Origin of the sequence: Streptomyces sp. NPDC048664 (assembly GCF_040650555.1) — a bacterium.
GTDB lineage: Bacteria > Actinomycetota > Actinomycetes > Streptomycetales > Streptomycetaceae > Streptomyces.
Map to the genome: position 1 here is coordinate 68,323 of NZ_JBEZHK010000028.1, position 12,640 is coordinate 80,962.

The 12,640-nt window shown below is 67.8% G+C and carries 12 protein-coding genes; 9 read left to right on the top strand and 3 right to left on the bottom strand.

Annotation, left to right across the window (positions count from 1 at the left end):
- Window positions 1–52: 52 nt before the first annotated feature.
- The 3 genes from gnd to dnaA all read right to left on the bottom strand — a co-directional run bounded on the left by gnd (window position 53) and on the right by dnaA (window position 5,169).
- Window positions 53–928 (bottom strand): phosphogluconate dehydrogenase (NAD(+)-dependent, decarboxylating), encoded by an 876-nt coding sequence (gene gnd, locus AB0C59_RS26590; RefSeq protein ID WP_363008827.1) that lies wholly within the window; start codon window positions 926–928, stop codon window positions 53–55.
- A gap of 146 nt (window positions 929–1,074) precedes the next feature.
- On the bottom strand, window positions 1,075–2,205 hold the full coding sequence (gene dnaN / locus AB0C59_RS26595; RefSeq protein ID WP_363008829.1) for a DNA polymerase III subunit beta: 1,131 nt from the start codon (window positions 2,203–2,205) through the stop codon (window positions 1,075–1,077).
- 1,002 nt (window positions 2,206–3,207) lie between these two features.
- The gene (dnaA, locus tag AB0C59_RS26600) at window positions 3,208–5,169 is read right to left on the bottom strand and encodes a chromosomal replication initiator protein DnaA (protein WP_363008831.1); all 1,962 of its coding nucleotides are present in this window, start codon (window positions 5,167–5,169) and stop codon (window positions 3,208–3,210) included.
- Between the two features lie 395 nt (window positions 5,170–5,564).
- On the opposite strand from dnaA, the gene rpmH reads away from it, so the two are divergent.
- The 9 genes from rpmH to AB0C59_RS26645 all read left to right on the top strand — a co-directional run bounded on the left by rpmH (window position 5,565) and on the right by AB0C59_RS26645 (window position 12,572).
- Window positions 5,565–5,702, top strand: a complete 138-nt coding sequence (rpmH, locus tag AB0C59_RS26605) for a 50S ribosomal protein L34 (RefSeq protein WP_003956500.1) — start codon at window positions 5,565–5,567, stop codon at window positions 5,700–5,702.
- 18 nt (window positions 5,703–5,720) lie between these two features.
- The gene (rnpA, locus tag AB0C59_RS26610; RefSeq protein ID WP_363008834.1) at window positions 5,721–6,095 is read left to right on the top strand and encodes a ribonuclease P protein component; all 375 of its coding nucleotides are present in this window, start codon (window positions 5,721–5,723) and stop codon (window positions 6,093–6,095) included.
- Window positions 6,092–6,445 (top strand): membrane protein insertion efficiency factor YidD, encoded by a 354-nt coding sequence (yidD, locus tag AB0C59_RS26615; RefSeq protein WP_363008836.1) that lies wholly within the window; start codon window positions 6,092–6,094, stop codon window positions 6,443–6,445. The genes rnpA and yidD overlap by 4 nt, the downstream gene beginning before the upstream one ends.
- Before the next feature lie 3 nt (window positions 6,446–6,448).
- Complete coding sequence (gene yidC, locus AB0C59_RS26620) at window positions 6,449–7,753, top strand: membrane protein insertase YidC (protein WP_363008838.1); 1,305 nt, start codon at window positions 6,449–6,451, stop codon at window positions 7,751–7,753.
- Window positions 7,754–7,783: 30 nt separating this feature from the next.
- Window positions 7,784–8,296 (top strand): R3H domain-containing nucleic acid-binding protein, encoded by a 513-nt coding sequence (locus AB0C59_RS26625; protein ID WP_363008840.1) that lies wholly within the window; start codon window positions 7,784–7,786, stop codon window positions 8,294–8,296.
- A gap of 124 nt (window positions 8,297–8,420) precedes the next feature.
- Window positions 8,421–9,137, top strand: a complete 717-nt coding sequence (gene rsmG / locus AB0C59_RS26630) for a 16S rRNA (guanine(527)-N(7))-methyltransferase RsmG (protein WP_363008842.1) — start codon at window positions 8,421–8,423, stop codon at window positions 9,135–9,137.
- Window positions 9,138–9,458: 321 nt separating this feature from the next.
- Window positions 9,459–10,532 (top strand): ParA family protein, encoded by a 1,074-nt coding sequence (locus AB0C59_RS26635; protein ID WP_363008891.1) that lies wholly within the window; start codon window positions 9,459–9,461, stop codon window positions 10,530–10,532.
- Window positions 10,529–11,626: a ParB/RepB/Spo0J family partition protein gene (locus AB0C59_RS26640; RefSeq protein ID WP_363008844.1), complete on the top strand. Its 1,098-nt coding sequence runs from the start codon at window positions 10,529–10,531 to the stop codon at window positions 11,624–11,626. Before AB0C59_RS26635 ends, AB0C59_RS26640 begins: the two co-directional genes overlap by 4 nt.
- Before the next feature lie 328 nt (window positions 11,627–11,954).
- On the top strand, window positions 11,955–12,572 hold the full coding sequence (locus tag AB0C59_RS26645; protein ID WP_363008846.1) for a GNAT family N-acetyltransferase: 618 nt from the start codon (window positions 11,955–11,957) through the stop codon (window positions 12,570–12,572).
- The last annotated feature ends 68 nt before the right edge of the window (window positions 12,573–12,640 follow it).

The window sequence follows — 12,640 nt, forward strand, 5'->3', positions numbered from 1 at the left end:
GGCGGCGGTCCTGTGGACTACTTCTTCTGGCTGTGGACGGCGTCCGCGCGGATCACTTCTTCTCCACCGCGTGGCCGCCGAACTGGTTGCGCAGCGCGGCGATCATCTTCATCTGCGGCGAGTCGTCCTGCCGTGAGCTGAAGCGGGCGAAGAGCGACGCGGTGATGGCGGGCAGCGGCACGGCGTTGTCGATGGCCGCCTCCACGGTCCAGCGGCCCTCGCCGGAGTCGGCCGCGACGCCGCGCAGCCTGTCGAGGTGCTGGTCCTCGTCGAGGGCGTTGACCGCGAGGTCGAGCAGCCAGGAACGGATGACCGTGCCCTCCTGCCAGGAGCGGAAGACCTCGCGGACGTTCTCCACGGAGTCGACCTTCTCCAGCAGCTCCCAGCCCTCGGCGTAGGCCTGCATCATGGCGTACTCGATGCCGTTGTGGACCATTTTCGCGAAGTGGCCCGCGCCGACCTTGCCCGCGTGCACGGCGCCGAAGTCGCCCTCGGGCTTGAGGGCGTCGAAGACCGGCTGCACCTTGGCGACGTCCCCGGCGTCGCCGCCGTACATCAGCGCGTAGCCGTTGCTCAGGCCCCAGACACCGCCCGAGACACCGCAGTCCACGAAGCCGATGCCCTTGGCGGCCAGCTCCGCGGCGTGCTTCTCGTCGTCGGTCCAGCGCGAGTTTCCGCCGTCCACCACGACGTCGCCGGGCTCCAGGAGCTCGGCGAGCGTGTCGATCGTGGACTGGGTCGGGGCGCCGGCCGGGACCATCACCCACACCACCCGCGGTGCCGCGAGCTTGCCCACAAGCTCTTCGAGGCTGTGGACATCGGCGAGGTCCGGGTTGCGGTCGTATCCGACGACGGTGTGGCCCGCGCGGCGTATCCGCTCGCGCATGTTGCCGCCCATCTTGCCGAGGCCGACGAGACCGAGCTCCATCAGGTGCTTCCTTAGGGTGCGACGCGACATGAGGGCACTTTCGTACCCGTGTCCGAGCCTAGACCCGGACGCTCACGCACATCTGTGGGCATACCCGCTCAGACGTGGGCCCCGGCTCGCCGCCAGGGCCCGTGGTCCGAAGCCGCTCAGCCGCTCAGCCGCACCGGCATGATCAGGTACTTGTACGCCTCGTCCGCCTCGGCGTCCATGGCCGGCTTGCCGCTGAGCAGGGCGGGCTTCGTGGACGTCGTGAAGGACAGCTGGGCGACCGGGGAGTCGATCGCGCTCAGACCGTCCAGCAGGAAGGTCGGGTTGAAGGCGATCGAGATGTCGTCGCCCTCCAGGTTCGCGTCGACCCTTTCCACAGCCTGTGCGTCGTCGCTGGAGCCGGCCTCCAGGATCAGCACACCCTGCTCGAAGCTCAGGCGCACCGGGGTGTTGCGCTCGGCGACCAGGGCCACGCGCTTGACGGCCTCCACGAAGGGGGCGGTCTCGATGGTGGCGACCGAGTTGAACTCCGTCGGGAACAGCGTGCGGTACTTCGGGAGGTCGCCCTCCAGCAGACGCGTCGTCGTCCGTCGTCCGGCGCCCTCGAAGCCGATCAGGCCCTCGCCCGAGCCGGAGCCGGACAGCGCCAGGATGACGCTGTCGCCGCTGGTGAGTGCCTTGGCGGTGTCCAGCAGGGTCTTGGCGGGCACCAGGGCGACGGCGGAGGCGTCCGGGTTCTCCGGCTTCCACAGGAACTCGCGGACGGCGAAGCGGTAGCGGTCGGTGGAGGCCAGGGTGACCGTGTCGCCCTCGATCTCGATCCGCACACCGGTGAGCACGGGCAGCGTGTCGTCCCGGCCCGCGGCGATGGCGACCTGCTGGACGGCGGAGGAGAAGACCTCGCCGGGGACCGTGCCCGTCGCGTTCGGCATCTGGGGGAGGGCCGGGTACTCCTCCACAGGGAGGGTGTGGAGTGTGAACCGGGAGGAGCCGCAGACCACCGTCGCCCGTACACCGTCTGTGGAGATCTCCACCGGGCGGTTGGGGAGGGCGCGGCAGATGTCGGCGAGCAGCCGGCCGGAGACGAGGACCGTGCCCTCCTCGTCGACCTCGGCGTCCACCGAGACACGCGCTGAGACCTCGTAGTCGAAGCCGGACAGGCTCAGCTGCCCTTCCTCGGCCTTCAGCAGCAGACCGGCGAGGACAGGCGCCGGCGGCCGGGCCGGAAGGCTGCGCGCCGCCCAGGCCACTGCCTCCGCGAGTACGTCGCGTTCCACCCGGATCTTCACCGTAAGCCGCCTCCTGCTGTTGCCGGCGTTCTCGCCCTGCCTGGCCTTCGTCGTCTGACTCGGTGTCGTGGTCCCCGGTGAGGGGCAGGACACCGGGGACCAGTCTGACGCACGGCACTGACAGTAGGTGCCTCTCGGGGTCAAGTCATGACGAGCGGCAGTCGGGAGCCGGAGAGCAAGTTGTGCACAGGGCCCACTTCGAAACGAGATCCCAGCTAACTCTAGTTGGGAGTAGTAGTAGGGCCTGTGGATACCGTGGATAACCTTGTTTCCGCAGGTCAGGGCCCATATTTTGTCCACCGGTCCTGTGGGTGGAGCCCGTGGACAACTCAGGGAATCTGTGGAGAACAGAAAGTTCTGCACACCCCGTGCACAGCTTCGGGCGACTTCTCCCCAGGGCCGTCCCCAGCTTTACCCACCTTTCCCACAGGGCAATCCCGCATCTTGGTGTGACGGCTTTCACTCGGGCCGGTGAGAGGCCGCGTCTCGTTGCCGAACAGTGGACAGACATGTGGAGAAGGTCCGGGACACTGGGGACAACCGGGCTCAGCCTGTGGGTTGTCGGTGGACAACTTCGTGCACAGCCTGTGGATCTCTTCTTTGTCCACAGGCTGTGGAGACCGTTCATCCACGAATCCACAACCCGCTGAGCTGGGCGGACAGTTCATCCACGACGCGACCTGTGGACAGGATCTGGACAACTCGGCGGTCCCCAGGATGTGGACGGAAGAAAGTCGGCACATCTGTGGAGAGTGGCCGTAACCCGGCAGGTATTCGAACACCGGATGTCGGGCGAGGTGCCGTCGGGGGTCTCGCCCTCCTGAGCCTGGGACCCCCGACGGGCCCCCGCGAGGAGGCCTGGGACGGGAGAACGTCTCCGGGAGTCGGGAGTCGGGAGCCGGGAGCCGGGAGCCGGGAGCCGAGAGCCGAGAGCCGGGAACGGCCGAGGGCGCCCTCGGGAGAGTTCCCGGGGCGCCCTCAGGCGTCGTGCGCTGTGCGGCGTCAGCCGTTCTTGATGCGGTTCGTCAGCTCGGTCACCTGGTTGTAGATGGAGCGCCGCTCGGCCATCAGCGCGCGGATCTTCCGGTCGGCGTGCATCACCGTCGTGTGGTCGCGCCCGCCGAACTGCGCGCCGATCTTCGGCAGCGACAGGTCCGTCAGCTCACGGCACAGGTACATCGCGATCTGGCGGGCGGTCACCAGGGCGCGGCCGCGCGAGGTGCCGCACAGGTCCTCCACGGTCAGCCCGAAGTAGGTGGCGGTGGCCGCCATGATGGCGCTCGCCGTGATCTCGGGAGCCGAGTCCTCGCCGCCGGGGATCAGGTCCTTGAGGACGATCTCCGTCAGACCGAGGTCCACCGGCTGCCGGTTGAGCGAGGCGAACGCCGTCACCCGGATCAGCGCGCCCTCCAGTTCGCGGATGTTGCGCGAGATCCGGGAGGCGATGAACTCCAGTACCTCCGGCGGGGCGTTGAGCTGCTCCTGCACCGCCTTCTTGCGCAGGATCGCGATCCTCGTCTCCAGCTCGGGCGGCTGGACGTCGGTGATCAGGCCCCACTCGAAGCGGTTGCGCAGCCGGTCCTCCAGGGTGACCAACTGCTTGGGCGGCCGGTCCGAGGAGAGCACGATCTGCTTGTTCGCGTTGTGCAGCGTGTTGAAGGTGTGGAAGAACTCCTCCTGCGTCGACTCCTTCTGCGCCAGGAACTGGATGTCGTCGACCAGCAGGATGTCCATGTCGCGGTAGCGCTTGCGGAACGCGTCCGCCTTGCCGTCGCGGATGGAGTTGATGAACTCGTTGGTGAACTCCTCGGAGCTCACGTAGCGCACGCGCGTGCCCGGGTAGAGGCTGCGCGCGTAGTGCCCGATCGCGTGCAGCAGGTGCGTCTTGCCGAGCCCCGACTCCCCGTAGATGAACAGGGGGTTGTACGCCTTCGCGGGGGCCTCGGCGACGGCGACCGCGGCCGCGTGCGCGAAGCGGTTCGAGGCGCCGATGACGAACGTGTCGAAGAGGTACTTCGGGTTCAGGCGAGCCGTGGGCTCGCCCGGCCTGGTGGCCGGTGCCGGCTGCGCGGCCAGCGGGCCCGGGGCACCGCTGACGGGTCCCTGTCCCACCGGACCGCCCCGGTGCACATGGCCGTTGCCGGGCGAGGAGTCCTGCGGCTCGCGCCGGTCGGGACGCGGCTTGTCGTAGTCGGAGCGACCCGTGTCGTAGTCCGACCGTGTCCCGTCGTAGTCGGAGCGCCCCGCCTCGTAGTCGCTACGCCCGCCGCCCTCGTACTCGGAACGCTGCTTGTCGTAGTCCGGGCGCTGCTGCTCGTAGGGAGGCCGGTCCAGCGACTGCGTGCGGTAGTCGGGGGCGGGCGAGGCGTAGGGGTCGCGTTCGGGGAAGCCCAGACGCTGCTGCTGCCAGCCGTAGTCGTCCTGCCCCGGGCGCGGCCAGGCACCGGGCTCGGGCCGCTGGTACTCACCGGGGTAGGCCGGCCGCGCGGTGGGCATCTGGTCGCCCGGTCCGCCGGGGAGCTGCTCGGAGTGCCCGCCGCGGTGGTCCTCGGGACGGTGGCGGCCGTATCCCTCGTAGCCGCCCTGGCCGTTGTACGGGTCGCGGCTCTGGTGCGTGTCACGGCTCTGGTGGGCGGGGGGCTCCGGCTCCTCGTAGCGGGGCTGGGCCGCCGGGGCCGCGGGCTCCCCCGCCGATTCGTCGACGGTGATCGCGATGCGGATGGGACGGCCGCACTCCCGGCTCAGGGTGTCGCTGACGACCGGCGCGAGCCGGCCCTCCAGGACGCCCTTGGCGAACTCGTTCGGCACCGCGAGGAGCGCCGTGTCCGCCACCAGGGCGAGCGGCTGGCAGCGCTTGATCCAGTGCTCGTCCTTGGCTTCGACACCCGCACCCCGCCCCTCGCCGAGAAGCTGCTCGAGTACTCGCGGCCACACTGCGGCAAGATCGGCGGGTACGTCAGCCACAGGGCACGCTCTCTCACAGGTCCCACGAACGTGTGGTCGCGGGAAGTCGGGATGTCCATCGGATCGGCCGGGACAACGGAACGAATCGGAGTTCAGCCACGGTAGTCAGGGCGGCGGGTAGGGTTCAAGTTGTTGTCCCCAGCCTGTGGACAAGTGTCTCCCCCGGTTCGTTGGTTTGACCGGATGGCGCAGCCCCGCGTACCGTAACCAGGTCGAGTTGTCGATGGCTGCTGCCGCCTGCCTCCGATGGGCACAGATCGCAAAGCAGTGCTCGGACCAGGGCACATTTCGGTGATCGGGAAGCGGTGCACTCGGGCGTTGCGAGCTACTCGTGGGCGCACGGTGACAGCCAGGCGACACCCCGCGAACCATCGAATCATTACTGGAGCCCCCGAGTGAGCAAGCGCACCTTCCAGCCGAACAACCGTCGTCGCGCGAAGACCCACGGCTTCCGGCTGCGGATGCGCACCCGTGCCGGCCGCGCCATTCTGGCGTCCCGCCGCAGCAAGGGTCGCGCCCGCCTGTCCGCCTGATCGCCTACAGGTCATGACGTGCTGCCTACCGAGCATCGGCTGAGGCGGCGCGAGGACTTCGCGACCGCGGTACGCCGAGGACGTCGGGCTGGACGCCCGCTTCTCGTCGTCCATCTTCGTAGCGGTGCCACGGACCCGCACGCGCCTGGGGAGAGCGCTCCCTCGACGCGTGCGGGTTTCGTCGTGAGCAAAGCCGTGGGCGGAGCGGTCGTACGCAACAAGGTGAAGCGAAGGCTTCGCCATCTGATGCGTGATCGAGTGGCCCTGTTGTCCCCCGGTAGCCTGGTAGTCGTACGAGCGCTGCCCGGTGCGGGTGACGCCGACCAAGCACAGCTGGCCCGAGACCTGGATGCCGCCCTACAACGGCTACTGGGAGGAGGGGGCGCGCGATGAAGTACCCGCTGCTGGCTCTGATCAAGATCTACCAGTGGACGATCAGTCCACTGCTCGGACCGGTCTGCAAGTACTACCCGTCGTGCTCCCACTATGGATACACGGCCATAGACCGGCACGGTGCGATCAAGGGAACGGCACTCACCGCCTGGCGCATCCTGCGGTGCAATCCGTGGTCGCTCGGTGGTGTGGACCATGTCCCACCCCGCAAGCGCCCGCGGTGGCACGAAATGCTGCGTGACGCCTGGCGTGCACGCAAGGGCGGGCCCTCCGCCGCCGAACCGGCCATCGGGGAGAACCCCTCCTCGAGCCCGGCCGCAGAGACCCCGTCCCATGCCCAAGGAGCATGATTAGTGGACACGATTGCCAGCCTCTTCAGCTTCATCACCACACCCGTCTCCTGGGTCATCGTCCAGTTCCACACGGTGTACGGGGCGATTTTCGGTCCCAACACGGGCTGGGCCTGGGGCCTGTCCATCGTGTCCCTGGTGATCCTGATCCGTATCTGCCTGATCCCGCTCTTCGTGAAGCAGATCAAGGCGACCCGGGCCATGCAGACGCTCCAGCCCGAGATGAAGAAGATCCAGGAGCGCTACAAGAACGACAAGCAGCGCCAGTCCGAAGAGATGATGAAGCTGTACAAGGACGCGGGCACCAACCCGCTCTCCTCGTGCCTTCCCATCCTGGCGCAGTCCCCGTTCTTCTTCGCCCTGTACCACGTGCTCAACGGCATCGCGTCGAACAAGACCATCGGTGTCATCAACGAGCCGCTGCTCGCCAGTGCCCAGAAGGCCCATGTCTTCGGCGCCCCGCTGGCCGCGAAGTTCCTCGACAGCGCTGACACGGTCCAGAACCTCGGCGCCACGCTGACCGACGTCCGGGTCGTCACGGCGATCATGATCGTCCTGATGTCCGCGTCGCAGTTCTACACGCAGCGCCAGCTGATGACGAAGAACGTCGACACCACGGTGAAGACGCCGTTCATGCAGCAGCAGAAGATGCTGATGTACGTCTTCCCGCTCATGTTCGCCTTCCTCGGCATCAGGTTCCCGGTCGGTGTCCTCATCTACTGGCTGACCACCAACGTGTGGACCATGGGCCAGCAGATGTACGTGATCCACAACAACCCGACCCCGGGTTCCAAGGCTCAGGCCGCCTACCTGGAGCGTCTGACCAAGCACGTCACGCACCACGGCAAGATCCGCAAGCGGAGCGAGAAGGCCATCGTCAAGGCCATCGTCGCCAAGGGCCGTGACCGCAACGAGTTCGAGCGCAAGTTCATCAACAGCCTGAGCAAGGCGGGTCTCGCGGCCCAGCCCGACGGCGTCGTGCTGAAGAGCGAGGCGGCGGCCGCGGTCACCGCCGAGGACGGTACGACGATCACCGAGACGGCCCCCAAGCGCCAGCAGCCCAAGCGCCAGAGCAAGTCCCAGCGCCAGTCGGGCACGGCCAAGGCCGCCGGCGAGTCGGCGCTGTCCACGTCGCTGAGCAAGTCCGACGACCTTGAGGACGCGAAGCCCGAGGACGCCGAGCGGGAGAGCGGCACCTCGGCCGGCGAGGCAAAGAAGTCGGCGCCTCAGACCGGCAACGGCGCGCGCAGCAAGGCCCAGTCCGGCCGCAAGGGCCCGCAGCGGCCCAAGTCCCCGTCCAAGAAGTAAGCGTCCACGAAGTAAGAAGGAGTCCATCCCGTGACGGAAGGCACCACCTCCGCCGCTGCCGAGGGCGCAGACACCCTGAGCCGCCTGGAGCAGGAAGGCGAGATCGCGGCGGACTACCTCGAGGGTCTGCTCGACATCGCCGATCTCGACGGCGACATCGACATGGACGTCGAGGCCGACCGCGCATCCGTTTCGATCATCAGTGACGGCGGCAGCCGCGATCTGCAGAAGCTGGTCGGACGGGACGGCGAGGTGATGGAGGCGCTCCAGGAGCTCACGCGCCTGGCGGTGCACCGGGAGTCCGGCGAACGGAGCCGGCTGATGCTGGACATCGGCGGCTTCCGCGCCAAGAAGCGCGCGGAACTCTCCGAGATCGGCGCCAAGGCGGCGGCCGAGGCGAAGAGCACCGGTGAGCCCGTGAAGCTCGACCCGATGACGCCGTTCGAGCGCAAGGTGGTGCACGACGCGGTCAAGGCCGCGGGACTGAACAGCGAGTCCGAGGGCGAAGAGCCGCAGCGCTTTGTCGTCGTGCTGCCCGCCTGATCCGGTCAGAACGCTTTTCCGGCCCCGTCTGTAGCGCAGACGGGGCCGGACTTTGTCAGCCTGGTAGTCAAGTCCTGGTGGTCTGCGCCCAGTGCGCTCATGCGGTACGGAAGGACGGTCCCCCGTGACGGAGGCAGCAGCGCTTCCCCCTGCGCCCGAGCAGGCACGTGAGGTGTTCGGCGATCGCTTCGAGGATGCGGTCCGCTATGCGGAACTGCTCGCCGAGGCGGGTGTGCAGAGAGGTCTGATCGGCCCGCGAGAGGTACCCCGGCTGTGGGAGCGGCACCTCTTGAACTGCGCGGTGCTCTCGGAGGTCGTGCCCGAGGGAGTGACCGTGTGCGATGTCGGCTCCGGGGCCGGACTGCCCGGAATCCCGCTCGCGCTCGTCCGGGACGACATCAAGATCACACTGTTGGAGCCGCTGTTGAGGCGCACCAACTTCCTCACCGAAGTCGTCGAACTGCTGGGCCTCGATCATGTGACCGTCATCCGGGGTCGTGCGGAGGAGGTCATGGGCAAGCTCCCTCCGGTGCATGTCGTGACCGCGCGCGCCGTTGCACCACTGGACCGCCTGGCCACCTGGGGAATCCCGCTGCTGCGTCCCTATGGGGAGATGCTGGCGCTCAAGGGGGACACGGCGGAAGAAGAGCTGAAGAGCGCTGCCACCGCTCTGGCCAAGCTGGGCGCGGTGGAGACGTCGGTCCTGCATGTCGGCGAGGGAGTGGTGGAGCCGCTGTCGACGGTGGTGCGGGTGGAGGTCGGGGAGAGCCCGGGCGGCGTGCGTTTCGCGGCCAAGCGCGCGAAGGCGGCCCGCACGGGACGGGTCCGTCGCCGACGGTGACCCGTCGCGGGGTGACCCCGTGGACCTCGGCCCTGGCCGGGCTTACGCCGCGGCGGCCGGCAAACCGGTACATCTCGGAGTGTCGCGGGGATCTGGCCCTGGCCGGTGTGCATCGTGTTTCACGTGAAACGTCGCTCACTGCTCCACGGCATCATCAGTCGAGGCCGGGTCGCGGCCGAACCCCGAGAGCGTAAGCCCCTTGGATCCCCCCGGGGTCCGTCCATCCATGGCACTTCGCCGCCCAGTAAGGGGACGGAGTTGTCCACAGAGGTGGATTTCTCCACAGAAGAGCAGACCTCACTGGTTCACCACCCCACAGGCATGGGAGGCTCTGTTCATCGCGAGCCAGAAGTCGAGGAGAGTGAATCCTTGCGGTCCGACGCCAACATCGCGGGACCGATGACCGATCCGGTCCCCGGTCCCCGTACCGAATCGATGGGGGAGGATGTTTCACGTGAAACACCGCCCCCGATGGACGACACTCCCATCGGTCGCGCCGCCCAGCTTGCTGTAGAGGCGCTGGGTCGCGCCGGTGAAGGCTTGCCGCGCCCCGAGCAGACCCGTGTCATGGTGGTCGCCAACCAGAAGGGCGGCGTCGGCAAGACCACGACAACGGTCAACCTCGCCGCGTCTCTGGCTCTGCACGGTGCCCGTGTCCTGGTGGTCGACCTCGATCCGCAGGGAAACGCATCCACGGCGCTGGGGATCGACCATCACGCCGAAGTCCCGTCCATCTACGACGTGCTGGTCGAGAGCAGGCCGCTCGCCGAGGTCGTCCAGCCGGTCCCGGACGTCGAAGGCCTCTTCTGTGCTCCGGCAACGATCGATCTCGCCGGTGCGGAGATCGAGCTGGTCTCCCTGGTGGCTCGGGAGAGCCGACTGCAGCGGGCGATCCAGGCATATGAGCAGCCGTTGGACTACGTCCTCATCGACTGTCCCCCCTCGCTGGGGTTGCTCACGGTCAATGCGATGGTCGCAGGAGAGGAGGTGCTCATCCCGATCCAGTGCGAGTACTACGCGCTCGAAGGGCTCGGCCAGCTCCTGCGCAATGTCGACCTGGTGCGAGGGCACCTCAATCCCCATCTGCATGTGTCGACCATCCTGCTCACCATGTACGACGGTCGTACGCGTCTGGCGTCCCAGGTCGCGGAAGAGGTGCGCAGCCACTTCGGCGACGAGGTCCTCCGGACGAGCATTCCTCGCTCCGTCCGTATCTCGGAGGCCCCTAGCTATGGGCAGACGGTGTTGACCTACGATCCTGGATCGAGTGGCGCACTCTCCTATCTTGAGGCGGCGCGTGAAATCGCGCTGAAGGGTGTGGGCATCCACTACGACGCGCAGCAGGCCCACAGTGGCGCCCAGATGGAACAGAGCATGGTGGAGGGGATCCAGTGAGTGAGCGACGGAGGGGGTTGGGCCGTGGCCTTGGCGCGCTGATCCCTGCTGCCCCGACGGGTGAGAAGGCGGCTGCTTCGAGCGGGTCGGCAACCGGCTCCTCCGCCCCGTCGAGGGCGACGCTGACCGCCGAACGCGGTGTCGCGGCGGCCAAGGTGGCGACACTTCCCGCTGTTTCACCGGAAACGGAGGAGCCCGCGGCGGGCGATGACACGGAGGCACCCCAGCCTCCCCTCGGTGCCCACTTCGCCGAGCTTCCCCTGGACTCCATCACCCCGAACCCCCGGCAGCCGCGTGACGTCTTCGACGAGGACGCACTGTCCGAGCTGATCACCTCCATCAAGGAGGTCGGTCTCCTCCAGCCCATCGTGGTGCGGCAGGTGGATCCCGGGCGCTACGAGCTGATCATGGGTGAGCGCCGCTGGCGTGCATGCCGTGAGGCCGGCCTGGAGTTCATTCCGGCGATCGTGCGGGCCACGGACGATGAGAAGCTCCTTCTGGACGCCCTGCTGGAGAACCTTCACCGGGCCCAGCTGAACCCGCTGGAAGAGGCTGCCGCCTACGACCAGCTCCTCAGGGACTTCAACTGCACTCACGATCAGCTGGCGGACCGCATCGGACGCTCGCGCCCTCAGGTGTCCAACACCCTGCGGCTGCTGAAGCTGTCTCCCGCGGTCCAGCGCCGGGTTGCCGCCGGCGTGCTGTCAGCGGGACATGCGCGGGCTCTGCTGTCCGTCGATGACTCGGAGGAGCAGGACAGGCTGGCCCACCGGATCGTGGCCGAGGGGCTGTCCGTTCGGGCCGTCGAAGAGATCGTGACTCTTATGGGATCGCATCCGAAGAGCGCCCCGCGGTCCAAGGGACCGCGTGCCGGCACTCGGGTGTCCCCGGCGCTGAGCGACCTCGCGACCAGGCTCTCGGATCGCTTCGAGACCCGGGTGAAGGTCGACCTCGGCCAGAAGAAGGGCAAGATCACCGTCGAGTTCGCATCGATGGAGGACCTGGAGCGCATCCTTGGTTCACTCGCCCCCGGTGAGGGCTCCGTTCTTCAGCGGAGCCTCCTGGACGGAGAGGCCGAGGACTCGGAGGACTGAGTCCCCACGGCCGCCCGAGGGGCGCCCGGTCGGTGACCAGAAGGAGCGGATCGTGTCCGGTGTGTACCGGACACGATCCGCTCTTTGCTTTCAGTCGGTATCGATGCAATCGCATCATGGATACGATGCGTTGGGGTATGGCACATCCACCTGGCAGCACCTTTCATCGGGAGGCAGGGGCCATGCGAGCCATGAGCCGTACCGGACTGGTGACCGCGGGCCTGGGTCTGGGAGCGGTCGGCGGGTTCGTCGGCAGCCTGCTCAGGGAGCGGAGCACTCTCACAGCCGCCCGCGACGCGGCGGGCGAAGGAAGCGAGGAACAGCCTTCATGGGGCGTCGGCTCGTACCGCTCACGCTGGACAACCTCCCGGATCTTCCCAGCCGCTGCCGCGCGTGTGTCTTCTGGGAACTGGACCCCGTCAGTGGTGAGGCCGCGGTAACGGCCGGAACCGCCGCGTTGGAGAAGGAGTCCTGGATCTCCGCCGTGCTGCTGGACTGGGGATCCTGTGGCCGGGTGGTCTACGTGGACGACGTCCCGGTGGGCTTCGTGCTGTACGCGCCCCCCGCCTATGTCCCGCGCTCCACAGCGTTCCCCACGAGCCCGATAGCGCCGGACGCGGTGCAGTTGATCACGGCCTTCATCATGCCCGGGTACCAGGGGCAGGGCCTCGGTCGGGTGATGGTCCAGACGGTCGCCAAGGATCTGCTGCGTCGGGGCTTCAAGGCGATCGAGGTGTTCGGCGACGCTCGGTGGAAGGAACCGGCATGTCTGCTGCCCGCCGAGCACCTTCTGGCGGTGGGCTTCAAGACGGTCCGTCCGCACCCGAGGCACCCCCGGCTGAGGCTGGAGCTGCGTACGACGCTGTCGTGGAAGGAAGACGTGGAGATGGCGCTGGACCGCCTTCTGGGGGCCGTACAGAAGGAACCGGCGCTGCGCCCGTTGTGAGAGTGGAATGCGAAGGGGCCAGCCCCCGAGGGCTGGCCCCTTCGATGTTTCACGTGAAACATCGCCGC

Bases quoted from the DNA above. Each gene is read 5' to 3' on its own strand.
- AB0C59_RS26635 (WP_363008891.1), top strand. From the start codon at position 9,459: ATGGGAGGCTCTGTTCATCGCGAGCCAGAAGTCGAGGAGAGTGAATCC.
- yidD (WP_363008836.1), top strand. From the start codon at position 6,092: ATGAAGTACCCGCTGCTGGCTCTGATCAAGATCTACCAGTGGACGATC.
- AB0C59_RS26645 (WP_363008846.1), top strand. From the start codon at position 11,955: ATGGGGCGTCGGCTCGTACCGCTCACGCTGGACAACCTCCCGGATCTT.
- gnd (WP_363008827.1), bottom strand. From the start codon at position 928: ATGGAGCTCGGTCTCGTCGGCCTCGGCAAGATGGGCGGCAACATGCGC.